General features: G+C 31.5%; 26 protein-coding genes. 16 read left to right on the forward strand and 10 right to left on the reverse strand.

Annotation, left to right across the window (positions count from 1 at the left end; all coding sequences use genetic code 11):
- The first annotated feature begins 268 nt into the window (after positions 1–268).
- Positions 269–952: a cell division ATP-binding protein FtsE gene (locus tag IRZ83_RS04705; RefSeq protein WP_029268776.1), complete on the forward strand. Its 684-nt coding sequence runs from the start codon at positions 269–271 to the stop codon at positions 950–952.
- Positions 952–1,821, forward strand: coding sequence for a glycosyltransferase family 2 protein (locus IRZ83_RS04710; protein WP_194567135.1), 870 nt, complete (start codon positions 952–954; stop codon positions 1,819–1,821). The genes IRZ83_RS04705 and IRZ83_RS04710 overlap by 1 nt, the downstream gene beginning before the upstream one ends.
- Here the strand turns inward: IRZ83_RS04710 and IRZ83_RS04715 are convergent.
- Genes IRZ83_RS04715 through IRZ83_RS04725 form a run of 3 tightly spaced genes read right to left on the reverse strand, consistent with a single transcriptional unit; the run spans position 1,798 to position 4,398 of the window.
- Positions 1,798–2,901: a glycosyltransferase family 4 protein gene (locus tag IRZ83_RS04715; RefSeq protein ID WP_194567137.1), complete on the reverse strand. Its 1,104-nt coding sequence runs from the start codon at positions 2,899–2,901 to the stop codon at positions 1,798–1,800. The two genes, IRZ83_RS04710 and IRZ83_RS04715, sit on opposite strands and share 24 nt — an antisense overlap.
- Positions 2,898–3,302: a sugar 3,4-ketoisomerase gene (locus IRZ83_RS04720; protein ID WP_029268769.1), complete on the reverse strand. Its 405-nt coding sequence runs from the start codon at positions 3,300–3,302 to the stop codon at positions 2,898–2,900. The genes IRZ83_RS04715 and IRZ83_RS04720 overlap by 4 nt, the downstream gene beginning before the upstream one ends.
- A 4-nt stretch (positions 3,303–3,306) precedes the next feature.
- Positions 3,307–4,398, reverse strand: coding sequence for a glycosyltransferase (locus IRZ83_RS04725; protein WP_194567139.1), 1,092 nt, complete (start codon positions 4,396–4,398; stop codon positions 3,307–3,309).
- Positions 4,399–4,452: 54 nt separating this feature from the next.
- On the opposite strand from IRZ83_RS04725, the gene IRZ83_RS04730 reads away from it, so the two are divergent.
- Positions 4,453–5,388, forward strand: coding sequence for a glycosyltransferase (locus IRZ83_RS04730; protein WP_194567141.1), 936 nt, complete (start codon positions 4,453–4,455; stop codon positions 5,386–5,388).
- Here the strand turns inward: IRZ83_RS04730 and IRZ83_RS04735 are convergent.
- From IRZ83_RS04735 to IRZ83_RS04765, 7 genes are all read right to left on the reverse strand, one after another.
- Positions 5,385–6,131: an acyltransferase gene (locus IRZ83_RS04735; protein ID WP_228520659.1), complete on the reverse strand. Its 747-nt coding sequence runs from the start codon at positions 6,129–6,131 to the stop codon at positions 5,385–5,387. The genes IRZ83_RS04730 and IRZ83_RS04735 overlap by 4 nt on opposite strands.
- Positions 6,118–7,620 carry an oligosaccharide flippase family protein gene (locus tag IRZ83_RS04740; RefSeq protein WP_194567142.1) on the reverse strand — a complete coding sequence of 501 codons (1,503 nt, stop codon included), beginning with the start codon at positions 7,618–7,620 and terminating at the stop codon, positions 6,118–6,120. The genes IRZ83_RS04735 and IRZ83_RS04740 overlap by 14 nt, the downstream gene beginning before the upstream one ends.
- Positions 7,621–7,623: 3 nt before the next feature.
- Complete coding sequence (locus IRZ83_RS04745) at positions 7,624–8,736, reverse strand: DegT/DnrJ/EryC1/StrS family aminotransferase (protein ID WP_194567144.1); 1,113 nt, start codon at positions 8,734–8,736, stop codon at positions 7,624–7,626.
- On the reverse strand, positions 8,733–9,683 hold the full coding sequence (locus IRZ83_RS04750; RefSeq protein WP_194567146.1) for a FemAB family protein: 951 nt from the start codon (positions 9,681–9,683) through the stop codon (positions 8,733–8,735). The genes IRZ83_RS04745 and IRZ83_RS04750 overlap by 4 nt, the downstream gene beginning before the upstream one ends.
- Positions 9,684–9,781: 98 nt before the next feature.
- A complete protein-coding gene (locus IRZ83_RS04755; protein ID WP_029268755.1) occupies positions 9,782–10,384 on the reverse strand; it encodes a trimeric intracellular cation channel family protein in 603 nt (200 codons plus the stop codon).
- Positions 10,385–10,590: 206 nt separating this feature from the next.
- Positions 10,591–11,436, reverse strand: coding sequence for a hypothetical protein (locus tag IRZ83_RS04760; protein ID WP_194567148.1), 846 nt, complete (start codon positions 11,434–11,436; stop codon positions 10,591–10,593).
- A 309-nt stretch (positions 11,437–11,745) separates the two neighbouring features.
- On the reverse strand, positions 11,746–12,489 hold the full coding sequence (locus tag IRZ83_RS04765) for an RDD family protein (RefSeq protein ID WP_029268750.1): 744 nt from the start codon (positions 12,487–12,489) through the stop codon (positions 11,746–11,748).
- Between the two features lie 20 nt (positions 12,490–12,509).
- Here IRZ83_RS04765 and IRZ83_RS04770 point away from each other — a divergent pair, with 20 nt between their 5' ends.
- From IRZ83_RS04770 to IRZ83_RS04830, 13 genes are all read left to right on the forward strand, one after another.
- A complete protein-coding gene (locus IRZ83_RS04770; RefSeq protein WP_194567150.1) occupies positions 12,510–13,481 on the forward strand; it encodes a stage II sporulation protein M in 972 nt (323 codons plus the stop codon).
- 21 nt (positions 13,482–13,502) lie between these two features.
- Positions 13,503–14,276, forward strand: coding sequence for a DUF4129 domain-containing protein (locus IRZ83_RS04775; protein WP_194567152.1), 774 nt, complete (start codon positions 13,503–13,505; stop codon positions 14,274–14,276).
- A complete protein-coding gene (locus IRZ83_RS04780) occupies positions 14,269–15,474 on the forward strand; it encodes a DUF4350 domain-containing protein (RefSeq protein ID WP_029268744.1) in 1,206 nt (401 codons plus the stop codon). Before IRZ83_RS04775 ends, IRZ83_RS04780 begins: the two co-directional genes overlap by 8 nt.
- Positions 15,475–15,577: 103 nt before the next feature.
- Positions 15,578–16,591, forward strand: a complete 1,014-nt coding sequence (locus tag IRZ83_RS04785) for an AAA family ATPase (protein ID WP_194567154.1) — start codon at positions 15,578–15,580, stop codon at positions 16,589–16,591.
- Positions 16,592–16,639: 48 nt separating this feature from the next.
- Complete coding sequence (locus IRZ83_RS04790) at positions 16,640–17,239, forward strand: hypothetical protein (protein WP_194567156.1); 600 nt, start codon at positions 16,640–16,642, stop codon at positions 17,237–17,239.
- Between the two features lie 27 nt (positions 17,240–17,266).
- Complete coding sequence (locus IRZ83_RS04795; protein WP_194567158.1) at positions 17,267–18,598, forward strand: DUF58 domain-containing protein; 1,332 nt, start codon at positions 17,267–17,269, stop codon at positions 18,596–18,598.
- Between the two features lie 37 nt (positions 18,599–18,635).
- On the forward strand, positions 18,636–18,989 hold the full coding sequence (locus IRZ83_RS04800) for a hypothetical protein (protein ID WP_194567160.1): 354 nt from the start codon (positions 18,636–18,638) through the stop codon (positions 18,987–18,989).
- A gap of 107 nt (positions 18,990–19,096) precedes the next feature.
- Complete coding sequence (locus IRZ83_RS04805) at positions 19,097–20,182, forward strand: phosphoglyceromutase (RefSeq protein ID WP_194567162.1); 1,086 nt, start codon at positions 19,097–19,099, stop codon at positions 20,180–20,182.
- A 45-nt stretch (positions 20,183–20,227) separates the two neighbouring features.
- Positions 20,228–21,160, forward strand: coding sequence for a DUF2167 domain-containing protein (locus tag IRZ83_RS04810; RefSeq protein ID WP_194567163.1), 933 nt, complete (start codon positions 20,228–20,230; stop codon positions 21,158–21,160).
- 195 nt (positions 21,161–21,355) lie between these two features.
- Entirely contained in the window at positions 21,356–22,144 is a 789-nt protein-coding gene (locus IRZ83_RS04815; RefSeq protein WP_194567164.1) for a TrmH family RNA methyltransferase, read from the forward strand.
- Positions 22,145–22,395: 251 nt separating this feature from the next.
- Complete coding sequence (locus IRZ83_RS04820) at positions 22,396–24,621, forward strand: RelA/SpoT family protein (RefSeq protein ID WP_029268730.1); 2,226 nt, start codon at positions 22,396–22,398, stop codon at positions 24,619–24,621.
- Between the two features lie 82 nt (positions 24,622–24,703).
- Positions 24,704–25,246 carry a hypothetical protein gene (locus IRZ83_RS04825; RefSeq protein WP_194567165.1) on the forward strand — a complete coding sequence of 181 codons (543 nt, stop codon included), beginning with the start codon at positions 24,704–24,706 and terminating at the stop codon, positions 25,244–25,246.
- Between the two features lie 184 nt (positions 25,247–25,430).
- On the forward strand, positions 25,431–25,889 hold the full coding sequence (locus IRZ83_RS04830) for a Fur family transcriptional regulator (protein ID WP_029268726.1): 459 nt from the start codon (positions 25,431–25,433) through the stop codon (positions 25,887–25,889).
- Positions 25,890–25,907: the final 18 nt, after the last annotated feature.

Here is a 25,907-nt window from a genome sequence, read left to right on the forward strand (position 1 = left end):
ATGTATCATTTTATACCGTCTATAACGAAACGTTTCTGGCTTTTATTATAAACTTTTTTTTAAATAGTCGTGATTTTAGACCGTTCTTACAGATTAAGTTTAACCATTGAGGTCATTTAATTAATTATAAATTAGATGCTTCTATATTATTCTCTGATGATGAACTTACATGACTTATATGGTTTGAAATTTTTATTCAGAAATGATTCAAATTTATTTTGAATCCAAGCGTTATCTTATTACTTTTACAAATCAAATCAATTTTACTATGTCACAAATCGTACTATCTCTTAAAGAAGTCACTATATATCAAGAAGGAAGAAAAATTTTATCTCATATTAATTTAGATGTTCAACACGGTGAATTCATCTATATTATCGGAAAAACGGGTTCAGGAAAAAGTAGTTTCATGAAAACTTTGTACGGAGATCTTCCTTTAACAGAAGGAGAAGGCCATATAGTTGAATTTGATTTGGCTGCTTTAAAAGAAAGTGAAATTCCGTATTTAAGACGTAAAATCGGAATCGTATTTCAAGACTTTAAATTGCTTCCAGACCGTTCTGTAAAAGACAACATGCTTTTTGTCTTAAAAGCAACTGGCTGGTCTGAAAAAGAAGCAATGGAACATAAAATTGACGAAGTTTTGGATAAAGTAGGCATGAAAGATTTTGTAAACAAAATGCCTCACCAACTTTCTGGAGGAGAACAACAGCGTGTTGCAATTGCAAGAGCTTTGCTGAATGATCCTGAATTTATTTTAGCTGATGAACCAACCGGAAATCTTGATCCGCAAACGAGTTCTGAGGTGCTAGAAGTATTGAAAAAAATTAACGCCAACGGAAAAACGGTTATCATGGCGACTCACGATTATGCTTTGTTGATGAAATTCCCATCTAAAACTTTAAAATGTGAAGATGAAAGAATTTTTGAAGTAGTGCAAAGAAGCGTGTAATGCTTTCCATTTTAATTCCGGTTTATAATTATAATGCTTTACCGCTAGTTACTGAACTTGTAAAGCAATGTAATTTTAATGGAATTACTTTTGAAATTCTTTGCCAAGACGATGCTTCAAACTCTCAAGAAAACATTCTAAATCAAGAAATTAATCTTATTTCCAATTCTTCTTTTTTTGTAAATGAACGGAATTTGGGAAGAGGAAAAAATATCAACTCATTAGCATTAAAAGCAAAATACAATTGGCTGTTAATTTTAGATTGTGATACTTTCCCGACTGCAAATAATTTTATTAAAAAGTATGCTGATTTAATTTCAAATGCAACTAAAAATATCTTTTTTGGAGGCATCATGTATGAAGATAAAAAGCCTGAAAAAGAACAGCTTTTACGTTGGATTTACGGGAAGAAAAGAGAAGCTGTTTCTGTTTTGACTTCTAATTTATTAATTAAAAAAGAAGTTTTTCTTCAATATCCTTTTGATGAATCGATCACAAAATATGGTTATGAAGATTTGCTCTTTTTTTCGGTTTTAAAATCAAATCATTTTCAATTTTTACAAATAGATAATCCCACTTATCATTTGAATTTAGAAACTTCCATTTTATTTTTAAAGAAAACTAAAACAGCTTTAGAAAACTTGGTTTTTCTTTATAATTCAAGGAAAATCTCCAAAGAAGAAAGTAAAATCATAAAAGCTTTTGAACTTTTAAAAAAGCTAAAACTAATTCGTTTTTCAGCTTTTCTTTTTAATACAAATCAAAAGAAAATCGAACGAAATTTGTTATCTCAAAAACCTTCTTTACTCCTATTTGACCTCTATAAACTGGGGTGTTTTTGCAATTTAAAAACTATTGCCAAGATTTAGATTTTCTAAAAAAGTTTCCCACTTCTTCATTACTTTATCAATATTAAATTGTTGTGAAGTTTTTTTCGCATTCAAACTAAATTTCGACCTCACTTCTTCATTTTCAATTAAAAAAGACAGCTTTTCTACAAACATTTCCTCATTATTATCAGGAATTAAAATACCATTTTCAGCATTTGTAATTATCGTTCTTGGGCCAATCGGGCAATCATAAGCAATACAAGGCAAACCCAAAGCCATAGCTTCTAACAAAACCATCGGAAAGCCTTCGGTTCTTGAAGTCATAGCGTAAATGGAAGCTTCTAGATAATTCTCTTGAATATTTTTTACAAATTTGAAATAATTTATTCCAGATTTTATTCCCAAGCTAATTGCTTTTTTCTCTAAAGATTCGATATCATCTGTGTAAATATCCAAAGTCCATTCTGGGTGTTTTTCACCAGCCTTCTTCCAAATTACCAACAAACGGTCTAATCCTTTTTCATATGAATTTCGGGCAGCCGTAATCACTTTTTTATTCTTTAAATCAGGAAAATTTTCGGTCTGAATCCAAGACGGATTCGGAATTACAACGCCATTTTTAACATTCCATTCTTTTAAACTTTCATCAGATAAAGCTACTATTTTAGTAAATCTTCTAACTGCAAAATCTTTGAACCTATATTTTAATTTTTGAATTAATTTGGATAATAAATTAGTTTTCTGACTTTGTTCTTCAATAAATTTAGAACCGTGACATTCAAATACAATGGGAGTTTTAGTTTTGATTATAAATGGAAAGACAAAAGCTTTCAAACCATTATCTGCAACTAAAATTACATCTGGATTAATCTGTTTTATTTTTTGCTTTACTTCTTTTGTATATGATTTTAAAAACTGAAAAGTATTGCCTTTCAAAATCATATTATGAAATACAACTTTAGAATTAAAATTATAGAAAGACAAATCCGTTTCTTCGTTTTGAGATAAAATATGAACTTCATACCCAAAATTCTCTATAAAATAATTTGCTTTTATAGACAAAACCCTAGCCACTCCGCCAGCATTTTTTATTTTGGGAACAATGTAAAGGAGTTTCATTTTTTAGAAATCAAAAAAGTTCCAAAATCCCTTATATAATCTGTTTCTTCAAACACATCTGAAGCCAAAACCAGACAAACCGAGCCTGACGAAAAATTTTCTAATTCTCTCCAGATTCCTTTTGGCAAATGCAAACCTATATTGGGTTTATTCAATAAAAAGCTTCTTTTACTGGTTCCATCATTCACTTTCACTTCAAAACTGCCGCTTAAAGCTATTAAAACTTCGTGTTGTTCGATATGCGAGTGTCCGCCACGAAAAGCAGAACTCGGAACATCAAAAAGATAGTAAACACGCTTAAATTCAAACGGAAGAATATCGTTTTGAATGAACGCTAAATTTCCTTTCAAATCTTCTACAACCGGAATTTTAAGGACTGTTATATCTTGAATTGTAGTCATATTTTTAATTTGCTTTCATCAAATTTAACCATTGCTGTCCAACTTTTTCTAATAAAAAAGGCTGAATGCTTTCAAATGCATTTTGTTTGCAATTTTGATATAAAACTTCATCTGAAACAAATACATTCATTGCTTCAGTCAACTTCTCCCAATTTTGATTTTCTACTAAAATACCATTTTCTAAAGATGTAATTATATCTCTTGGTCCAAAATCGCAATCAAAAGAGACAACTGGAGTTTTGCAAGCTAATGATTCTAAAATAACATTCGGAAATCCTTCGTTTTTACTGCTTAAAACTAGAAATTTAGCTTTGCTTACATATTTAAAAGGATTGCTTTGATAGCCTAAAAGATGAACAAAATCAGAAACTTTATTCTCTAAAATTGCTTTTTTAAGTTTTGATTTATCTCCATTTCCCACAATAACGAAATGAATATTTTTTTGAGGCAAAATCGATTTTGAATAACTTGAAATTAATTGATCAAACTGTTTTATTTGATTTTCATATTGTCCTACGGCGATAATAAAATTGAAATTAAAATCTATATTTTCATTTTGCTTATTCTGAATTTCCTCTACATAAACAGGGTTATGAATCGTGACCACATTTTGTAATTGATGTTTGTTTTCAATCAGTGTTTTCATTTCATCAGAAATAGCAACATTTGCGTAACAATGATTATACATCAACCTTGTCAGCCGAGAATTGTTTGACATATAATGATCAATCAAAAAACTGTGAACCGTAAAGATTGTTTTGGTATTATAAATAAATCTCGCCAAAATAAGTTCCTGAACAATCTTGGTACGAAACCGAAAATCAATTATAAAATCAAATTTATTTTCGTTTAAATACTTCCATAAAGCCCATAATCTCTTAGCTTTATTAAAAAGTCCATTGCTTTTATTTTTAAGCAAACCAAGATTTACTAATTTTCCTGAATACGGAAAACTAACTTCGTCTAAAACAATAATTATATCCACTTCAAAACCTTGATTTTCAAAAAAAATAGACAAATTTGCCATAACTTTATCACTTCCGCCTCCGCTTAAGCGATAACCAATTAAAGCAATTTTATTTTTTTTGTGAGACAATATCATTCGTGATTTATTATTTTCGTATCAAATATATAACTCTTTAAAAACAATATGCAAGATAAATCATTAGTGACCATTATTTGCTTGTGTTACAATCAAGAAAAGTATGTTGTGGAGAGTTTGCTTTCGGCTGTAAATCAAGATTATCCGTTTATTGAATTGATAATTGTAGATGATTTTAGCACGGATAATTCTAAAGAAACAATTCAAAATTGGCTTGTCGATTATCCTGAAATTCAATTTATTGCAAACGAAACGAATTTAGGAAGCACAAAATCGTTTAATAAAGCTTTAAAATTAGCCAAAGGCGATTATATTATTGATCTGGCTTGTGATGATATTTTATTGCCCAATTGTGTTTCATTACAACTAAAAGCCTTTCAGCAAAACCGCTTTAAAAATTTGGGAATTGTTTACGGAAATGCCGAATTAATTAATGAAAAAGGTAATTTTTACTTTTATTATTTCCCAGCTGATGCTTCAAAAAAAACAATCGAAAAAAGACAAATCGGAGATATTTATTTGAGTGTTATTTCAGGAGGCAATAGCATTTGCTCAGTTTCTTCAATGGTTAAAAAAACTGTTTTCGACGATCTAAAAGGTTATGATGAAGATTTAGCTTATGAAGATTTAGATCTTTGGATTCGTGCTTCTCGCAAATATGACTTTGATTATATTGATGAAATTTTAATTAAAAAAAGAATCTCAACAACATCTTTTGGAACTCATTTTCATTTAAAAAATGATTCAAGATCTAAGAAAATAAATTATTCTACGTATTTGATTATTCAAAAAGCAATTCATTTAAATAGATCTAAAATTGAGCATAAAGCCATTTTAAAAAGAATGCATTTTGAAATGATTTTGGCTTATAAAACAGCAAATTATAATTTGTTATTCAAATATATTTTGCTGGAAATAAAACAGCGTTTCCGCATAATAAAAAAAGGCTTTAGCGAATCTGTATCATACGCGTTGCATTTTTAAATTGTCAAAAAATCATCTAACTGCTGTTTTTCTCCTTGCCAGTCTCTTGAAATATTAGACCGAATTAATTTTGCTGGAATTCCTCCAATCAAAATATTTTTACCTAAAGAAGTATAATTTTTTGTACACAAACTATTCGATGCAATTGTACAAAAATCAGATGTTTGAGTTCCTTTTAGAACTGAAACTCTATTGCTTGCAAAATTGTAATTTCCGATGAGAATTGGTGCTGATTTCTCAAGTTTTTCGCCTGTTTCTGTGTCAATTAAATCATGAAAATTAGTGTCTATAATTTGAGCTTCTGAACCAAAGCGTGCATAATCGCCCAAAACAATTTTTTCAGTACAAATTATTTTACCGCTTGATGCCATCGATGCCATATTTCCGAGTTCGCAATTTGCATTTTCGCCAACGAAAACAAAACAATCCTTACCAAATTGAAATTTTCCTTTAAACGTTAATTTTCCTAAAATAAAAATTTCTGAAATGCCTTTTTGAGCTTTATTCAATTCATACGGCTGACCAAAACCAATCATGCCCTTTTTAATATTTCCGTCAATTTTAATTTCGCCAGCCACTGAAGTGAATTTTACTCTTCCGTAAAAGAAAACAGGCAGTTTTTTAGCAATTTGAAAAGGGAATTTCTTAAAATTAAAATATAGCGTCTTTGTCCAGTTTACCGAATAGTAAAACTTGAGTTTGTGATAAAAAGACCGGCATTTTCTATAACTATTCTGAATCATTTTTATCTTTTTTTCTTTGAACAAATGACGTGAATATTTCCCTTAAATTCATCTTTTTATTAATTTGATAAAAACTGAAACTCAGAGAAATAAAAATCATCAAAGTCAATAAACTGTATTTTAGAGCTGAAATTTCAATATAACGAATTAAAAAAGTACTAATACAAATTAAAAAACAAACAAGATAAGTTTCGTAAAAATCTTTGTCAAAATAAAAATTATATCTTTTTTTAGTGATGATTTTTAATCCGATAAAATGAAATAAAAAATAAAGACAAAAACTAAAGCCCAGCCCCTCTAATCCGTAAAAATAATAGCAAGAAATATTCATTATCAAAGACAAAATATTGAAGCCAAAAGCAGTTTTTAGGAACATTTTAGAATCGCCTTTTGCAATTAAAATAAAGCCCATTGCCCAGGAAACTGCCCTGAATAACATTCCTAAAATTCCAAAACAAACCATAGACGTTATTTCATTAAATTTTGGTGTGTAAATAACTTTAATTATCAATGAAATAAAAGTCAAAAACAAAACAATTATGGGCGTGATAATTAGGATTGATACAAAAGCTTGCTGTACAACACTGGACCTAACTTTTTTATTATCAGAATTTATCGAAGCTAATTTCGGAAAATAATCGGTACTCATAACGGTAAAAATAATTCCTACATACGAATTTAATAAAGTGAAACCTGCGTTATAAAAACCAACTTGTTCCAATCCTCCGTTTTCAGCAATATAGATCTGAATTAAATACGTTGATAAAAGTGTTAAAACACTGCTGATCGTCAGCATAAAACCCAATTTCACAATAGCTTTTCCTTCTTCTAAAAATACGGTTTTTGAAACTTTTTGTTTTTCAATTATTACTTTATTGGAATAATAAAAAGAGAAAATCAAAGCAGACAAAGAAGCAATTATAATTGTTGGAATTATCGCATCAATCTTTAAAAAATAATAAAGCGGAATCGAAAAAAGCAAACCAAATAAATTGCCGTGCAAATTAGCTTTTGCTAAAAATTTCATTTGTCGCAAACCTTGCAGAACAGCCAATTGTCCAGATGATAATTGTTTGAATAATACTGTTATCGCCAGAAATATAAAGGTATAGGTTTGACTAGAATCTCCAAAAGTAATGATACTTAGTGCTTTTGAAAAAATCGCAACAAGCAGCATACCTAAAATTCCTGTAAAAAAAACAATCTTTTTTACAATTTGAACTGTTACAGAAACTGTTTTTAAATCTTCTTTTTTAAAGTTTTCGGAGATGTTTTTTACGGCACTCGTTTCGATTCCTAAACCACAAATTCCACTGACAAGACTCAAAGTTGAATTTAATAATGCTATAATTCCCATTCCGCTTGGGCCAATAAAAACAGCTATCAATTTGGTTCTGATAATCGAAACTAAAATCGTAAAAAACTGTACGCCACCAAAAATTGAAGTTGTTTTTAGGATTTCTCTATATGAAGTTTTGCTGTCAGACACGAATTAATATTGGTTTAAAATTTCGATGATAAAGCTAACTTCGTCATCTGTCAAAACTGAACTGATCGGCAAACTCAAAACTTGGTTGTGGATTTTCTCTGTAATTGGAAAAAGTAGATTGTTCCATCCCGAAGTCTCAGAAGAAAATGCTTTTTGTTTGTGTGGCGGAATCGGATAATGAATTACGGTTTGAATATGATTATGAGTTAAATATTCTTGTAAACCTTCACGATTTTGAGTACGAATTACAAATAAATGAAATACATGATTGCTCGAAAAATCCCAAAACGGAAGGATTATTTTGTCATTTTTAATTTCAGACAAATAACGTTTTGCAATAGCGCGACGTTTGTCATTGTCCCTATTTAAATTTGGTAATTTAAGATTTAAAAACGAAGCCTGAAGTTCATCTAATCTCGAATTTACGCCAATGTATTCATTATGATATTTTTGTTCAGAACCATAATTGCGAAGCGAAAAAAGCACTTTTGCCAACTCTGAATCGTTTGTGGTAATCGCACCGCCGTCGCCTAAACATCCTAGATTTTTTCCGGGATAAAAACTGTAAGCAGAAGTATTTTTTAAATTATTAATTATTAATTGTTCATTGTAAATTGCCCCATGTGATTGGGCAGCATCTTCTACAACAATCAAATTATTTTGTACTGCAATTTCATCTAGCCTTTCCATTTCAGCCAATTGTCCATATAAATGAACGGCTAAAATGGCTTTTGTTTTTGGCGTAATTTTCTCCTGAATTAAATCGGGATTTATGTTGTAGGTTTCTAATTTTGGTTCAATCAAAACTGGAACTAAATCGGCTTGCAGAATGGCTAAAATAGTAGCGATATATGTATTTGCAGGAACGATAACTTCGTCGCCTCTTTGAAGTTTTCCGAGTTGAATATATCCTTTAAAAATCAAAACTAACGCATCAAAACCATTCCCCACTCCAATGCAGTATTTGGTTTGGTTATATTCGGCGAAAGCTCTTTCAAATGTTTCCAGTTCTTTTCCTAAAATATACCAGCCATTATTTAAAACCAATTTCAGTTTTTCCTGAAATGCAGTTTCATAAGGTTCGTTTATTTTTTTAAGGTCAAGAAATGGTATCATTTTATATCGAGTTTATAAAAATCCTGATTGTAAACGGAACAGCCCAATTCTTGTTTTTGTGTCAAAAGGCCCAAATCATACTCTTTTTCGTTATCTGAATTTACGATTCCCATATCAAAAAATAATTTACCTTTTCTTTTGTATTTATGGATCAAATTAATGAATAAAAAATCAACGGCACGCGCTTCTTCTCCTTGTTTAGAAGTAGCTGCATATTGTGATTTTATTACATTTTGGGTTTCAAAAATAGTTATTCCGGCAATAATCTCATCATTTTGGCAAACAGAATATTGTCTAATATTTTGAGGAAAATTTTGCTTCAACCAAGCCATTTCTTCTTTGGTATGAACTGGTTTTGCATCAAATTTTTCTAATAATCTCGGTTCTAAAATTTTATTCCAAAAAGGAGAAAAATGTTGTTCTTCTACAATGTCTAAATCAAGATTTTCAATTCTTCTGAAATGCTTCATTTTACTTTTAGAAATCTGCAAAGGCAATTGCAAATTAATGGCCAAATTCATTTCTTTTCGCTCTAAAACTGCTCCTCTTTTAAACAAGAAAAAATCTATTTCGTTGTTTCCTTCCGGAAAATAAAAACTCGGAATTGGCTTATAATAAAAAGTTTCAATTTGATTTTCATTAAAAAAAATTAAAATAGAATCTAAAATAGATTCTACTTTTTCACCTTTCAATTTAGAAGAAAAAACCAAACCTCCATATGTTAGACCTTGATGTGAGTAAACTGAATTTTCTTTTTTATTGGCAGGCAAAACTGCTTTTAATTTTTCACCTTCAAAAATCAAAAGCGAGAAATCTTCAAAACGATCTTGGTGATATTCCATAAAATCGCGATGAAATAAAAATGTGGCGTTTTTAGCTTGACCGATAAATTCGTTCCAAGTTTTGTAATCGCTTTTATGGTATTTTTTTACGGTATACTTTGTCATTTTCTTGCCACAGATTTATTTGATTTCAATGATTTTAATTCTAGCCAGAAAATCTTTTTTAATCTGTTAATCTGTGGCTAATATATTATTTTAAAATCTCATTTATGCTCAAATGCTGGTAAATACCATTTGAATTTTACCGCCATCAAACGTACAGTGATAATTACTATTGAAGTTAATAAATACAAAATATCGTCTTCTAAGTTTAGTTTTTTTAAGACAAAAAATACAATTCCGCCAAAAATACAAATCGTGGCATAAATTTCTCTTCTAAAAATAGTTGGAATTTCTGTACATAATATATCTCTGATTACACCTCCAAAACAAGCCGTCATCGTTCCTAAGGCAATACAAATGACTGGATGCAAACCAATCGAAATTCCTTTTTCGAGTCCGATTAAAGTAAAAACGCCAAGCCCGATTGTATCAAACAAAAACAATGAAGTTCTGAGCTTGTCAAACTTTTTTCGAAAAAGAATAGCCAGAATAAAACCTAAAATAATTACATAAACATACTGAAGGTCAAGCATCCATCCTACGGGCGTCCTGCCAATCAATACATCACGAAGCGTTCCGCCGCCTACCGCAGTTACAAAAGCAATTATAAAAACCCCAAACGGATCTAGTTTTTTATGCATTGCCGTTAAAGCGCCAGACATAGCAAACGCCATTGTACCAATAAGATCTAATAAGTGAAACATTTTTTTAGGTTCAGAGTGGCAAAGGTACAAAGGTTTTTTTTTTATTAGGCACAAAGGTTCAAAGAGACAGAGCAACAAAGATTATATATGTCTTGATTTTTTGTTCTTGTTTTTTGTTTCTATATTCTTTCTTCTTGGCTCTTTATTCTTTCTTCTTTACTCTTTATTCTTGCCTCTTCTTCTTGCCTCTTACCTTCTAAAAAAACCTACTTCTTCACATAAATCGGACTTCTTTTTAATAAATATGAGATAGAATCGATCCAGCTGTCTTTTAAGTTAAGAAAAGGTTTGCGGGTTTGTGAGTAAATTTTAGTATTATTTCGGTACATATCAAAATACACATTATAGTAATAATACATTTGTGAATTGGCAGTTGTTGTCGAATAATCATTTGACTTAATCTTTTTATCATTGTTACTTACAGTAGTGCTTCCGCTTCCGTAAGTTGATGCAGTTGAACTAGTTGACATTGTGTATGAAATTTTAGCAGCAACAATATTGTCTACCCCTAGAATTTTTTCAAGATCCTCAATTGGGGTTTCGTCTATATTGTTATGATTTATTCCTGCTTTGTGCAAAAGGCTGTTAGTTGTTCTTAAATCCTGAACCGTTAGCGGAAAAATATTTGCCGATTTATCTAACAATTTATTATACAAATCGTTTTGAGCAAATTTAGCCATATCTTCCGAGCTTTCCTGAGTATCTGAGTTTAAGTACGGCACGGGTAAAACAGCGATAGTATTGGGTTTCATTTCTGCAGTGGCTAAATCTGGTCCCGAATTATTTGCAGAACTTGATGCTGAAACATCAAAAGTTTGCGAACGCCCGCTGGCAAAATCAATTCTCGCGATCTGAGAAACATCAAGAGAAATCAGCAAAGTTTCGCCGGGCAGAGAATATTCAACCGTTTTATCAGATATTTTAGAAATAGTTCCTTCAATTATCTGATAATCTCTTTTAATTATTTTATCTAATTTTTTTCCGCCTTGAGCGAAATTAAAAACAGAAAAAAGCAACATAATTATAACTGCAAAAGTTTCTTTAATTCTCATAGTATTTCTAATTAAGTTTTGTACTAGGTTTTTCAGTCTGCCATTTAGGAGCAAATAATTATTAATTGTTCGCTTGTATAACAAAGTTAAGAAATCATCCAACGTTATTCTTATAGAAAAGTATTTTTTTGTAAGAATTAGCACAAATTTAAAGAGGAGCTGTTTCCTGCTGTCCGCTATATCTTTTCCTGGCTAAAGAAGCCAGAAAAAGGATACCGCTCCCATCAGGGCTAGGCAATACGTTTTCAATTGATGAATTTAGAAAAGTAAAAATGTTTTTTTTTAGCAAATTTCATCTTAAAAAACTTTCTACATATTTTGAGTATAGTAGTTGTAATCTTTTAAAACCACGCGAATAAAATCGCTGTTATCTCCAGATTGGTTTTTAATTCCTGTTACGCTTTCAATTTTGGCAACCAATTTATAAATGATTTCATGATCTTTTTTGGCTACAGCTTTTTTAAAGGTTTCTTTAATGATACGCATATCATTATCTGATAATTTAATAACCAAAGGATATGTGGGCACGTATGAAGTACCGATTTCCTCTAAAATAGTATGACTTATATTAATTCTGTTTTTTAAGGTAATCACAGCCGTTCCCGCTGCCATATCGCCCAAACGCTGTGTTTTTTTGCTAGAAACCATAGCGATGAGGCCAACAAGTCCGTACAATGCTGTAAAATCAATTATTCTAAAAAACCAGCGGATTAAATAATCTCCAAAACCGGCTTGATAACCATCTATTTTAACAACTTTTATTTTTATTAGTTTTTTGCCAAAGGTCTGGCCTTCAAAAATACTTTCTAAAGTTATCGAATATATTAAAATAGGAAAATACGCAATTATAACGAGTGCTCTTATCGTCCAAGAACCTGCTCCATTGAAAAATTTCCCTAAACTTAATACATAAAAAAATAGTCCGGTAAGTACCGCAACATAAGAGAATTTAATAAATAAATCGATAAAATAAGCACCTAGTCGTTCACCGACAGAAGCTGCGATAAAATTTATTTTAACATTTTGTGTTGTATTAATAGATAATTCTGACATATTTTATATTTTAGCCTGCAATGAGAGAAGTCGCCTTCATAAAACAAAATAAAGAAAAATGGCTGGAATTTGAGCTAGCTATTTTTGGTAAAGCTAAAAAAAATCCTGACGAGTTAGCTAATTTGTACATTCAAATGATGAATGATTTGTCGTATGCGCAAACGTATTATCCAAAAAGTAAAACAGTTATTTACTTGAACCACCTTGCGTCGCAGATTTATCAGAAGATTTACAAAACCAAAAGAACGGAGAAAAATAGAATCGTGGAATTTTTCGTTACTGAAGTTCCATTGCTTCTTTATGAATATAAACGATATTTGCTTTATGCCTTTATTCTTTTTGTTTCTCTAGTTTCAATTGGCGTCGTTTCTGCAAAATACGATCCAGATTTCGTTCGATTGATTTTGGGAGACGATTATGTAAACATGACTTTAGAAAACATCAAAAAGGGCAATCCAATGGCGGTTTATAAATCAGACACGAATTGGGGAAGTTTCGTCGGCATTACTTTTAATAACCTTTATGTAGGTGCAAAATGTTACTTTTTCGGAATTTTTGCCGGAATTTTGACTTTTTACATCTTCATGAGCAATTGTATTATGCTGGGTTCGTTTCAGTATTTCTTTTATGAACAGGGCGTTTTCTGGAAAAGTGTTCGAGGCATTTGGATTCACGGTTCTATGGAAATATTTGCGATTGTAATCGAAACTGCTGCCGGATTTATTCTTGGCGCATCTATATTGTTTCCAAAAACTTTTTCTAGATTAAATTCTTTTAAAATAGGTTTTAAAAACAGTTTTAAAATATATTTAAGTACAATTCCGTTTACCATAGCCGCCGGATTTTTAGAAGGTTTTATTACTCGATATGCTAACGAAATGCCAAATTGGTTAAGCGTGTCTATCATCTTATTTACATTAGGAATAATTTCATTTTATTATTTGGTTTATCCTTTTATTGTCCATAAAAAAATACAAAAACTATCAGCCTAATTGAATTAACTGGAAACCATAATGAATAGAATTTTCTTCATTTTTACTTTTCTTTTTTATTGCACTTTTTCAAATGCGCAGGATTCCTTGACGACTGAAGATCCGCCAAAAATAGATGCCGTAAAGTACACTGAAAAAGATATTCAAATCGACACAAGCACGACTGAAGCGAAAACCTTCGCTAAAGATTTCAAAAAAAAATATACCGATTCAGAATTTCAATACGAGCCAAAAAAGCCCGAAAGAACGTTTTGGGATGATTTTAAATCTTGGCTTGCAAGTATATTTAGAAAACTTTTTTCGTTCAGTAATCCACAGTCAGCAATAAACTTTGTTGGTATTTTACTAAGAGTATTGGCTGTATTGACTATTATGCTCGTTATATTCTTAATCGTAAAAGCGTTGATTAATAAGGAAGGACAATGGATTTTTGGAAAGAATTCTAAAAAACGTACCCTTTATTATTCTGATGCAGAGAAAAATATTCATCTTTTAGATTTCGAAAAATTAATAAAAGAGAGCATCCAGGCAGATGAAAAAAGAATTGCAATTCGTTATTATTATTTATGGCTGCTGAAAGTTATGGCGCAAAATAATTATATTGAATGGGATATCGAAAAAACGAATTCTGATTATTTATACGAACTTCAACGACCAATTCATAGAGAAGAATTTACTTATTTGTCGTACTTATACAATTATATTTGGTACGGAGAATTCGAAATTGATGAAGCTAAGTTCACCAAAACCGAAAACCGATTTAAAAAAGCAATAAAAACCTTTAGCAATGAATAAATCCATCAAAATTTATGTGGCTATTCTGGTTTTTGTTTTAGCCCTTATTATTATAACAGATCGCGATCAGCCAAAACCTATTGACTGGCGCCCAACCTTTTCTGTACATGATAAAATTCCGTACGGATTGTTTGTTTTTGACAAAGAAATCAAAGGACTTTTGAAAGGACAAAAAATAGAAAGAGTTTCTGCCGTTACGCCTTATGAATATTTAGATGCAAACTATAATTCTGATACTTTGGTAGAAGATTATAAAATAAAAGGAACCTTCTTTAATATTTCAGAATATGGTGCAATCGACGATCAGTCGGTAAAAGAGCTTTTTTATTTTGTTTCGCGCGGAAACAGCGCCTTTTTAAGCATGAGAAGTTTTCCACAGATTTTATTAGACAGTTTAAAACTAGATGTTCAGTCTAATTTACCAAGCTTAAACAGTACATCAATCTGGATGGCGAATAAAAAAGTCAGCACTAAAAAATATCTCTTTAAACAATCTGTGGAAGATTATTTTTCTAAAATTGACACTTTAAATACAACCGTTTTAGGCTATCAAAGCACAACGAAAAATGAGAAACATATAAATTTTATAAAAGTTCGCTATAGCGGAGGTTATTTTTATCTGCACACACAGCCCGCAGCTTTTACCAACTTTCATTTATTAAAAGGAAATCATTATCAGTATGCTGAAAATGTGCTGACTTATATTCCTAAAGGGAATGTTTTTTGGTATACGAAAGGGCAAAATGGTGAATCAATTTCAGGCTCGCCATTGCGTTATATTTTTAGTCAGCCTGGATTAAAATGGGCTTATTATTTTAGTATAATTGGCATTTTAATTTTTATGATTTTCAATGCCAAACGAAAACAGCGCATTGTGCCGATTATAAAGCCATTATCTAATTTGACCGTTGATTTTACAAAAACGATTGGAAATTTATATTATCAAGAAGGCGATCACGCCAATATTATAGATAAAAAAATTATATATTTCTTGGAGAAAATCCGAACGGAATATTTAATCGATACCACAAAACTGGATGACGATTTTATTAAAAAACTGCATCATAAAACAGGAAAAAATGAAACTGATATTCGAGAACTTGTATTTTTAATCAACGAACATCGAAATAGTTATCACGGAAGTCTCGAAGAAGATTTAATCCGAATTAATAATGCAATTGAAAAGATTTTACATTAAATAAAAACTGTCTGCTACAAATTAAAATAATTTTTAAATCTGTGAGAATCATTTACTCTGCGGCAGAAAAAAAATAAAATTCAACTTAAGAAACATACAAAACATGGACGATATTAATACCCCAGAAACCGAAATCACAAATGAAAATGTGAATTTTGAGACTAGAATAAATTTAACTCCTTTACTGGATCACATCAATATTATCAAAAAAGAATTAGAAACGGTAATTGTGGGACAGCATAAAATGATCGACCAGCTTTTGGTTGCTATTTTATCAAACGGACATGTTTTGCTTGAAGGTGTTCCTGGAGTTGCTAAAACTATTACAGCCAAATTACTTTCTAAAACATTAAATATTGGCTTTAGCCGAATTCAGTTTACTCCGGATTTGATGCCTTCTGATATTTTGGGAACTTCCATTTTCAACCTAAAAAGTTCAGAATTTGAGTTTAAAAAAGGCCCTATTTTCTCTAACCTGATTTTAATTGATGAGATTAACCGTGCTCCTGCCAAAACTCAGGCTGCACTTTTTGAAGTTATGGAAGAACGCCAGATTACGATTGATGGTTCTGCCTATCAGCTTGAAACGCCATTTTTAGTAATTGCAACTCAAAACCCAATTGAACAGGAAGGAACGTATCGTTTGCCAGAAGCCCAGCTAGATCGTTTTTTATTCAAAATCACAATTGATTATCCAAAATTAAACGAAGAAATTCTGATCATTCAAAGAGAACATTTATTGCAGGATCATGGCAAATTAGAATCCATTAAAACCGTTCTTTCTGCTGAAGAAATAAAAGGTTATCAAGCTTTAATAAAACAAATTAGAGTAGAACAAAATCTATTGGAATACATCGCTAGAATTGTGATCAATACTAGAGAAAATGCTTTTTTATATTTAGGAGCTTCGCCTCGTGCCTCTATCGCGATTTTGAATGCCGCTAAAGGTTTTGCTGCCATAAGAGGACGCGATTTTGTAACTCCAGAAGATATTAAGGAAGCTGCAATTCCGGTTTTACAGCACCGTGTTATTGTGGCTCCAGAACGCGAAATGGAAGGAATTTCGAGCATTGAAATTATCAAACAAATTCTTGAAACAGTAGAAATTCCGAGATAATTATTAATTGTAAATTTTTAATTATTAATACCACACAACCTTTTAAAAATGAGAGTATTTAAATTATTCTTTTTCTTCTTTATCGGAATTGTTTTGGTTGGTTTTAAACCAATTGAAAAAACAAATGCGTCAGTTTATTTCGCAAGCGACAAACAACAGCTCGAAATATTGATAAGAAAAGCGTATGAATGGATTGAGACTAAAAGCACGAAAACTGACTTTGACGTTGTGGAAAATAAAAAGGGCGACAAATATGTTGGACTAAATTTAAAAGCGCATAACAAAAAATTAGAGGAGCTTAAAAAAAGTAACTTTTTCTCCAAACAATTTCTTGATAATTACAATAAAATTGGATTGAAAATTGGCGACAATCTCAAAACTAATAAGATCGAATATTTTGTTGGCGACTTGCCTCCATATGGCAATGACACAAATTATTGGTGTGATTGTCAGGATAATCCGGAAGGATATTGGAAAACACTAAAAATAAACAATTTAAAAATTGAAACTAATAAAGCTAGTTTCTATTGGACATGGACGGAATGGAAAGAAACTCCAAAATATAAAGTAAAAGCCGTTAAGGAAAATGGAATCTGGAAAATTGATTATTTAGAGGGTTTGGATTATAACAGCCTGACTAAAGTATAAGCATTAAAACTTAAAATATATTTTAAATTGAAATTCATAAAAAGTCTATATCTCAATAACTTCTTCTTCTATGTGCTTTTGAGCATTATAGGCCTGTTTGTGTGCGCATATATTTTTCCGAATTTATATAATGCCGTTTGGTTTGGTGTTTTGGTCTTAGTTACTTTTTTAGGACTTGATATTTTGCTTTTATACTTGTCAAGAAACGGAATTGAAGCTACGAGAACTGTACCTGAAAAACTTTCAAATGGAGATTTAAATCCGATTAGCATCAGCTTAAAAAATCAGTATACTTTCCCTATTTTGGTTAAGATTATTGATGAAATTCCGGTGCAGTTTCAGGTTCGCGATTTTAAAATCGTAAAAACGATCAAAGCATCTTTTCAAGATGATCTTAAATATGAATTACGTCCGACAGAACGCGGTGAATATCATTTTGGTTATTTGAATATTTATGTTTCATCTCCTTTGAGGCTGATTTCGAGACGGTTTGTTTTCGATCATGATCAAATGGTTCCAACTTATCCTTCTTACATTCAATTGAGAAAATATGATTTATTGGCTTTTTCGAATAATTTGCATCAATATGGAATCAAAAAAATTCGCCGAATTGGACATACAATGGAATTTGAACAAATTAAAGAATATGTTCAGGGCGATGATCTTAGAACTTTAAATTGGAAAGCGACCGCGAAGAAAAATTCGCTGATGGTGAATCAATTTCAGGATGAAAAATCGCAGTCGGTTTATATGGCAATTGACAAAGGACGCGTTATGCAAATGCCTTTTGACGGATTGAGTTTGCTGGATTATGCAATTAATTCGACTTTGGTTTTATCAAATGTTATTTTGAAAAAACAAGATAAAGCTGGAATTTTTGCTTTCTCTAAAAAGGTCGAAAACAGAGTTTTTGCTGAAAAAAGAGGTTCACAAATGCAAAAAATCCTTGAAACTTTATACAACATTAAAACTGATTTTTTCGAAAGCGATTACAGCCGCCTTTATGTTGATATCAAGAAAAATATCAATCAAAGAAGTTTGATTATTTTGTATACCAATTTTGAAACGATGGATGGTATAAATCGTCAATTACCCTATTTAAAAGGAATTGCAAAGAGCCATTTATTGGTTGTTGTCTTTTTTCAGAATACAGAATTGAATGATATCATCAATAAAAAAACAGATACTATTCAGGAAGTTTACGATAAAGTAATTGCCGAAAAATTCATGTTCGAAAAAAGACTGATCGCCAACGAATTGAAGAAATATGGAATTCATTCGGTTTTAACGCAGCCTGAGAATTTGACTTTAGATGCTATTAATAAATATTTAGAAATTAAGGCGAGAGGTATTTTGTAAAGGATTCAAATGTTTTTCGATTAAAAAACAAAAAAGTATGCGAAACGTTACAATTCCTATTCTTATAATAATATCCATTTTATTATTTCTTATTTACAATTCAAAAAATGAATATTATAAAAAGAGTAAAGAATTTCATGAGAAGACTTTGAATGGAGAAATTCTTGAAATCGCAAAAAGTCGTGGAACAAAAATCTACTATGACAGAAACGATTTTTTTTATCAGAGTGATTATGAAGGTCCGGAATTATTTGTGGGTGATGTAATTAGGAAAAATGGAAGTGAAATAATAATTCTGCGAAAAGACTCAAAAGGTGATTACATTGAAGTTGGCAAAGGAAAAAGTGTAGAGCCTGAAAAAAGTTATTTCAATTACTTTTTTGGAATTTAAAGTCTTCTTAAAGAAAACATTATTAAAACATCAAATGCCCTTTGTAAATTAGAATTGATAAAAAAACTTTAAACCTTTGTCTTGTAAACTTTCTAACATAAAAGGCCATGAAAAAAACATTCTTAATTCTATTCATTTTAATCCGTTTTGTTTCACACGCACAAAAAACTGAAAACATAATCATCATCACAACAGATGGTTTTAGATGGCAAGAAGTTTTTAAAGGAATGGCTCCCGCGATTGCCAATGACAAAAAATTCAATCAGGGCGACAGTACTTACATTTATAAAAAATATTCAAGTGCTGACTTCAAAGAAAATCGTAAAAAACTTATGCCTTTTTTGTGGTCAGAAATTGCTTCAAAAGGGCAAATTTATGGAAACCGAGATTTAGGGAACAAAGTAGATGTTTCAAATCCGTACTGGTTTAGTTATCCTGGATACAGCGAAATTATGACCGGAAATGTCGATGTCGAAATTAACTCAAATGGTTATAAACCAAATCCAAATATAAATGTTTTAGAGTTTTTAAATCAACAATCAAAACTAAAAGGAAAAGTTGCCGCTTTTGGTGCCTGGGATGCTTTTGACCGAATTTTAAACGAAAAAAGAAGCGGATTTCCGGTAATCTCTGCCTTTGATAATGTTGGAGGAAATAAACCAACTCAAACTCAAAAGTTACTGAATGAAATGCGTGACAATTCGTTTAAGCCTTTTCATGAAGATGAATGCCTTGATGTTTTTACTCATTATGAAGCATTAAATGAACTAAAAACCAATAAACCAAAAGTACTTTATATCTCATACGGCGAAACGGACGAATGGGCTCACGCTGGACACTACATATCGTATCTTGATGCAGCAAATCAGGTTGATAAGTGGATTAAAGAAATTTGGAATTTTGTGCAAAATGATCCTCAATACAAAAATAAAACTACATTGCTGATTACCGTAGATCACGGACGTGGCGACAAAACCAAAACACAATGGACAGATCATGGCGCTAATGTTGTAGGCGCATCAGAAATTTGGTTTGCTGCAATCGGACCAGAAATTGCTCCAAAAGGCGAAATCAAAACAGAATCTCAATTGTATCAAAAACAATTTGCTCAAACTATTTCTAAAATTATGGGATACACTTTTACAGCACCACATCCTGTGGCTCCAGAAATTTCAGAAATCTTTCAAAAATAAACCAACAACCTTAAATAATTAACCATTTAAAACCAATCTATTTTAATGAAGAAAATTCTACTTACGTTATTTTTATCTGCTGTTTTTATTCCGAAAATAATAGCTCAAAAAAGTGACACTACTGCTGCATATTATGATAATATCGAAAAATCGATGAAGTACGAATCCGGAAAAATTAATTTAACCGAAGGAGACGGAACGCTAAATATTCCGAAAGGATTTAAATTTCTAAATGCAGAACAAACTCAAAGTATTTTAACCAATTTATGGGGAAACCCAGAAGATAAAAGCGTTTTAGGAGCACTTGTTCCCGATGGAAAAGGCGTAACTCATAGCAACAGCTGGATGTTTATTATTACATATCAAGGAGATGGCTATGTAAAAGATGACGATGCTGACGATATTGATTATGATGATTTGCTGAAAACGATGAAAGAAGATACTCAGGTAACAAATGAGGAAAGAAAAAAAGGAGGTTATCCTGAAGTTCAATTAGTTGGATGGGCATCAAAACCTTATTATGACAGCAACTTAAAAGTACTGCATTGGGCAAAAGAATTAAAATTCGGCAAAGATGAAGTGAATACTTTAAATTATGATTTAAGAGTTTTAGGTAGAAAAGGAATGTACAATATTTCTGCCGTTGCCAACATGGGCGAACTTGCAGAAGTAAAAGCCAGTATTCCTGGAATTGTAAAAAGTGTAGAATTCAACGACGGAAACAAATATTTAGATTTCGATGCGGATACAGACACTGTTGCCGCTTGGACTATTGGAGGATTAGTGGCCGGAAAAGTTTTGGCTAAAGTTGGTTTCTTTGCTATTCTGGCAAAATTTGGAAAAATCATTGTCGTTTCACTTATTGCAGGATTTGCAGCTGTCAAGAAATTCCTTTTTGGAAAAAAAGATCAAGTTGTAACAAGGCCTGTTGAAGAAGAAACTGCTCTTTTAGAAGAAAACAATTCGACTGAAGAATAATTTAGCCCCCACGAATTTCATAAATTTTCACAAATAGTTAATTGCTTTTATGCAGTAAAATTAGTGTGAATTCGTGAAATTCGTGGTTGTTTTTTTTTAAAAACCTCTGAACCTTTGCCACTCTCAGGCTTTGCCTCTATTTTAAAAAAAATCTCAGTACCTTAGCGCCTCAGAACCTAAGTACCTTTAAAAAAAATGAAACAAATAACTTCAATACAAAATCCGTTTATAAAATCGCTTGTTTTACTTCAGGAAAAGGCAAAAGCCCGCAAGCAGACTGGAACATTTTTGATTGAAGGTTTACGTGAAATATCATTAGCTATAAAAGGCGGTTATGAAATAGAAACCGTTTTATTTTTAGCAGAATTAGTTACTGAAAATGAAATTAACAAACTGGTTAAAACACCTGTCCAATTAATTGAAATCAATAAAGAAGTTTATCAAAAATTAGCATATCGCGATACTACTGAGGGAATTTTGGCCATAGCCAAAACCAAATCGATGCAATTATCAGATTTAAATTTATCTGAAAATCCGCTGATTTTAGTGGCAGAAGCTCCAGAAAAACCAGGAAATATTGGCGCGCTTTTACGTACTGCTGATGCTGCAAATCTCGATGCTGTTTTAATCGCAAATCCTAAAAGTGATTTATACAATCCAAACATTGTGCGTTCGAGCGTGGGCTGTTTGTTTACCAATCAAATTGCAACTGGAACGACAGCACAAATTATTGCTTTTTTAAAAGAAAAAAAAATCAATTTTTATTGTGCGACCTTGCAAAATTCAACTTCATATCATACACAAGATTTTACCACTCCAACAGCTTTAGTTGTGGGTACAGAAGCAACCGGACTTACACAGGAATGGCGTGATGCTGCCACACAAAATATCATTATTCCGATGCAAGGAGAAATAGACAGTATGAACGTTTCTGTTGCTGCAGCTATTTTAATTTTTGAAGCAAAAAGACAGAGAGGGTTTTGATTCTAGATTTTTAGATTTTTAGATTTTTAAAAAATCGCTTCGCTCTTTTTTGTTGGAATTTTAAATCTTTAAATTTATTTTTAAATAAACATTTATTTAAGCAGACGGAGCGAAGTCGAAGTCTTTTTAGATCTCAAAAAATCTGAAATTTATCCCGTCCTGAAGTTTCGTGATCTGGACTAAAATCAACAATCTTAAACCTTGCGTATATTCAAACTTATTCTTATTTTTAGTACTTGAACTATGCCGTTATGATAGAAATAGATATTGAAAAAGAAAACAAAGCAATTGCGCACGAATACAAAGAATTACTTCGAATAAGTTATCAGACTTTAAGCCCTGCTGATAAAAAATTAATCCGGAAAGCTTTTGATGTTGCTGTCGATGCTCATAAAGAACAAAGACGTAAATCTGGAGAAGCCTATATCTTTCATCCTATTGCAGTTGCGAAAATTGTTGCCTCAGAAATTGGTTTGGGAGCGACCTCTATTGCTGCGGCTTTATTGCATGATGTTGTCGAAGATACTCCAATAACGGTTGAAGATATTGAGCGTTTATTCAACCCAAAAGTGGCACAATTGGTTGAAGGTTTGACTAAAATTTCGATGGTTCAAAAAGATCTGAATGCATCCATGCAGGCAGAGAATTTTAGAAAAATGATCCTTACATTGAACGATGACGTTCGTGTAATTCTAATAAAATTAGCCGATCGTCTGCACAACATGCAGACAATGGACTCAATGGTCGAATACAAACAGACAAAAATCGCCTCTGAAACACTTTATATCTACGCGCCTCTCGCCCATCGTTTAGGACTTTACAATATTAAAACTAAGTTGGAAGATTTAGGATTAAAATATACTGAACCGAACGTTTATAATGATATTGTAAGCAAAATTCGAGAAACAAAAGAAGAACAAGATGCTTATATCAAAGATATTTCAGATGTTTTGAAAAAATCTTTAGACAATGAAGGCATCGATTATATCATAAAAGGACGTCCGAAATCTATTTATTCGATTCGACGAAAAATGCGCGCTCAAAATGTGAGTTTTGATGAAGTATATGATAAATTCGCTTTAAGAATTGTCTATAAATCAGATCCGCATGACGAAAAATTTGTCGCTTGGAAAATATATTCGATTGTAACAGATCACTACAGGCCGAGTCCGAGTCGTTTGCGTGACTGGATTTCATCACCAAAATCAACTGGTTATGAAGCTTTGCACATTACCGTTATGGGACCAAAAGGCCGTTGGGTCGAGGTACAGGTTCGAAGCGAACGTATGGATGAAATTGCTGAAAAAGGTTATGCCGCACATTACAAATATAAAAATGGAGCAACAGAAGAAAGCGGTTTGGATGTTTGGCTAAATTTACTTCGTGAAGCTTTAGAAAATCAAGAAACTAATGCGGTAGATTTTGTGGAAGATTTTAAAATGAATTTATATTCAAAAGAAATCTTTGTTTTTACACCGAAAGGAGAAATCAAATCCTTGCCAAAAGGAGCAACATCGCTGGATTTTGCTTTTAGCATACATTCAGAAATTGGAATTAAAACCAGAGGAACTCGTGTAAACGGGCGCTTAGTTCCGTTAAATCATGAATTAAAAAGTGGCGATCAAGTTGAAGTTATAACTTCTGCCAACCAAAAACCAACTGTAAACTGGCTGGAATATGTTACGACTTCGAGAGCAAAAAATAAAATCAAAAACGTTCTTAATGAGAACACTAAAAAAATTGCCGAAGAAGGAAAAGAACTTCTTACCAGAAAACTAAAACACTTAAAAGTAACTATAAGTGAACAAGTTATAAACGAATTAGTGAACTTCTTCAAACTAAAAACCAGCTTAGATTTATTTTACAGAGTTGGAATTGGAGCAATTGAAAATCAGCAATTGAAAGATTATGCTGCTCAAAAAAGCAATTCGTTTATCAATTTCTTCAAAAATAAAATCAAAAGAAATAAAGATACAACTACTGCTGCAGAAGATATTCACAAACCGGTCATCAGCAGTAATTATGATATGTTGGTTTTTGGAACCGAACATGACAAACTCGATTACAAACTTTCGCAATGCTGTAACCCAATTCCGGGAGACGACGTTTTTGGTTTTGTAACGATTAATGAAGGAATAAAAGTCCATAAAAAAGATTGTCCAAATGCAATCGGAATGCAGTCCAATTACGCGTACCGTATTATGAGTGCCAAATGGATTGATTCTTCTCAAGAAGAATTTAAAGCCATTATCAATATTACAGGAATGGATGTTCTAGGTCTTACAAATCAATTAACGAAAGTAATTTCGAACAATATGAGCGTTAATATCCAGAGTATTTCTTTAAGTACCGATGCTGGAATTTTTCATGGTCAGATTGCCGTAATTGTAAAAAATAATACCATTTTGAAAAAAATGATCAATGCGATCAAAAAAATTGACGGCGTTGATAAAGTAACCCGAGAATACAGGACGTAATAAGTCAAAAGTTTAAAGTCTTAAAGTCAAAAGGAATACTATATCGTGACTATTTTATGTAAACTATTGATATATTTTTTTTATGAAAACAGATTCTATAGAAATTCCTAAAATCAATTTTGATGAAAACGGAGCACTTTTAATTGTGGCTTCGGAATCTTCATCAAAAGATGATTTTGATTTTTTTCAAGGAAAATCTGTTATTCGGAATAAAAAATTAAAACAAAGATTTACAAATTCGAATGAATGGATTGAATTTCCGTCAACTCAGGAAATGTATAAGATTCTAAACGGAATTGGAAACATCGATAATTTTCTTGCCACTTTTGATGGAGAACCTTTCGAAGGCATGACGGTTCGCCTTTTTAATCCTAAAACAAAATTGTGGAGCATTTATTGGGCTGATTCAAACGCAGGAATTTTAGACAAACCCGTAGTAGGTTCATTTGAAAACAAAGTTGGGCATTTTTTTTCTAAAGATATTTACGAAGGCAAAAACGTAATTCAAGTATTTCGTTGGGATGCCAGAGATGAAAAAAATCCGGTTTGGAGCCAGGCAATGTCTGATGATCAAGGGAAAACGTGGGAATGGAACTGGTATATGTACATGACAAAAACCGAATAAAAATTTGTTAGTTTTATCATAAATAAAAATAATTATGTTAATTAAGTTCTTCTAAAATTATTCGAATTAATTGTTCTAAAACCTTGTATTTGGTGCGTTAGTATTAATTAAATCAAAATTTGAACGTTAAAGTTTAAACCCGAAACTTTTATTCATTAAAAATAAAAAATTATCTTTGCCGGATATGACACTCATTTCAACTGACAACACTAGAAATCAAGAAATTGTAAAAAATGTTTTTACAATGTATCTTGAACAAAAAGGGCATCGCAAAACTCCTGAGCGTTATGCTATACTTCAGGAAATTTACGATAGCGAAGAGCATTTTGACATAGAAAACCTTTATATCAAAATGAAAAACAAAAACTATCGTGTGAGTAGAGCAACTTTATACAACACGATCGAGTTATTGTTAGACTGCGCATTGGTTAGAAAACATCAATTTGGGCAAAATCAAGCTTACTACGAAAAATCATATTTCGACAAACAGCACGATCATATTATTATGACTGATTCTGGTGAAGTAATTGAATTTTGCGACCCAAGAATTCAAACCATCAAAAAAACAATCGAAGAAATATTTGATATCGAAATTACGAATCATTCACTTTATTTCTACGGAAACAAAAAACAAAAACAATAATCCAGAAAGGCATTATTC

The sequence above is a fragment of the Flavobacterium sp. JLP genome (assembly GCF_015350755.1).
In the GTDB taxonomy this organism is placed as follows: domain Bacteria; phylum Bacteroidota; class Bacteroidia; order Flavobacteriales; family Flavobacteriaceae; genus Flavobacterium.

Excerpts from the sequence above, each read along its gene's own strand:
- IRZ83_RS04705 (WP_029268776.1), top strand. The coding sequence starts at position 269 with ATGTCACAAATCGTACTATCTCTTAAAGAAGTCACTATATATCAAGAA.
- IRZ83_RS04710 (WP_194567135.1), top strand. The coding sequence starts at position 952 with ATGCTTTCCATTTTAATTCCGGTTTATAATTATAATGCTTTACCGCTA.
- IRZ83_RS04715 (WP_194567137.1), bottom strand. The coding sequence starts at position 2,901 with ATGAAACTCCTTTACATTGTTCCCAAAATAAAAAATGCTGGCGGAGTG.
- IRZ83_RS04720 (WP_029268769.1), bottom strand. The coding sequence starts at position 3,302 with ATGACTACAATTCAAGATATAACAGTCCTTAAAATTCCGGTTGTAGAA.
- IRZ83_RS04730 (WP_194567141.1), top strand. The coding sequence starts at position 4,453 with ATGCAAGATAAATCATTAGTGACCATTATTTGCTTGTGTTACAATCAA.
- IRZ83_RS04735 (WP_228520659.1), bottom strand. The coding sequence starts at position 6,131 with ATGATTCAGAATAGTTATAGAAAATGCCGGTCTTTTTATCACAAACTC.
- IRZ83_RS04745 (WP_194567144.1), bottom strand. The coding sequence starts at position 8,736 with ATGATACCATTTCTTGACCTTAAAAAAATAAACGAACCTTATGAAACT.
- IRZ83_RS04750 (WP_194567146.1), bottom strand. The coding sequence starts at position 9,683 with ATGACAAAGTATACCGTAAAAAAATACCATAAAAGCGATTACAAAACT.
- IRZ83_RS04755 (WP_029268755.1), bottom strand. The coding sequence starts at position 10,384 with ATGTTTCACTTATTAGATCTTATTGGTACAATGGCGTTTGCTATGTCT.
- IRZ83_RS04760 (WP_194567148.1), bottom strand. The coding sequence starts at position 11,436 with ATGAGAATTAAAGAAACTTTTGCAGTTATAATTATGTTGCTTTTTTCT.
- IRZ83_RS04765 (WP_029268750.1), bottom strand. The coding sequence starts at position 12,489 with ATGTCAGAATTATCTATTAATACAACACAAAATGTTAAAATAAATTTT.
- IRZ83_RS04770 (WP_194567150.1), top strand. The coding sequence starts at position 12,510 with ATGAGAGAAGTCGCCTTCATAAAACAAAATAAAGAAAAATGGCTGGAA.
- IRZ83_RS04775 (WP_194567152.1), top strand. The coding sequence starts at position 13,503 with ATGAATAGAATTTTCTTCATTTTTACTTTTCTTTTTTATTGCACTTTT.
- IRZ83_RS04780 (WP_029268744.1), top strand. The coding sequence starts at position 14,269 with ATGAATAAATCCATCAAAATTTATGTGGCTATTCTGGTTTTTGTTTTA.
- IRZ83_RS04785 (WP_194567154.1), top strand. The coding sequence starts at position 15,578 with ATGGACGATATTAATACCCCAGAAACCGAAATCACAAATGAAAATGTG.
- IRZ83_RS04790 (WP_194567156.1), top strand. The coding sequence starts at position 16,640 with ATGAGAGTATTTAAATTATTCTTTTTCTTCTTTATCGGAATTGTTTTG.
- IRZ83_RS04800 (WP_194567160.1), top strand. The coding sequence starts at position 18,636 with ATGCGAAACGTTACAATTCCTATTCTTATAATAATATCCATTTTATTA.
- IRZ83_RS04805 (WP_194567162.1), top strand. The coding sequence starts at position 19,097 with ATGAAAAAAACATTCTTAATTCTATTCATTTTAATCCGTTTTGTTTCA.
- IRZ83_RS04810 (WP_194567163.1), top strand. The coding sequence starts at position 20,228 with ATGAAGAAAATTCTACTTACGTTATTTTTATCTGCTGTTTTTATTCCG.
- IRZ83_RS04815 (WP_194567164.1), top strand. The coding sequence starts at position 21,356 with ATGAAACAAATAACTTCAATACAAAATCCGTTTATAAAATCGCTTGTT.
- IRZ83_RS04820 (WP_029268730.1), top strand. The coding sequence starts at position 22,396 with ATGATAGAAATAGATATTGAAAAAGAAAACAAAGCAATTGCGCACGAA.
- IRZ83_RS04825 (WP_194567165.1), top strand. The coding sequence starts at position 24,704 with ATGAAAACAGATTCTATAGAAATTCCTAAAATCAATTTTGATGAAAAC.
- IRZ83_RS04830 (WP_029268726.1), top strand. The coding sequence starts at position 25,431 with ATGACACTCATTTCAACTGACAACACTAGAAATCAAGAAATTGTAAAA.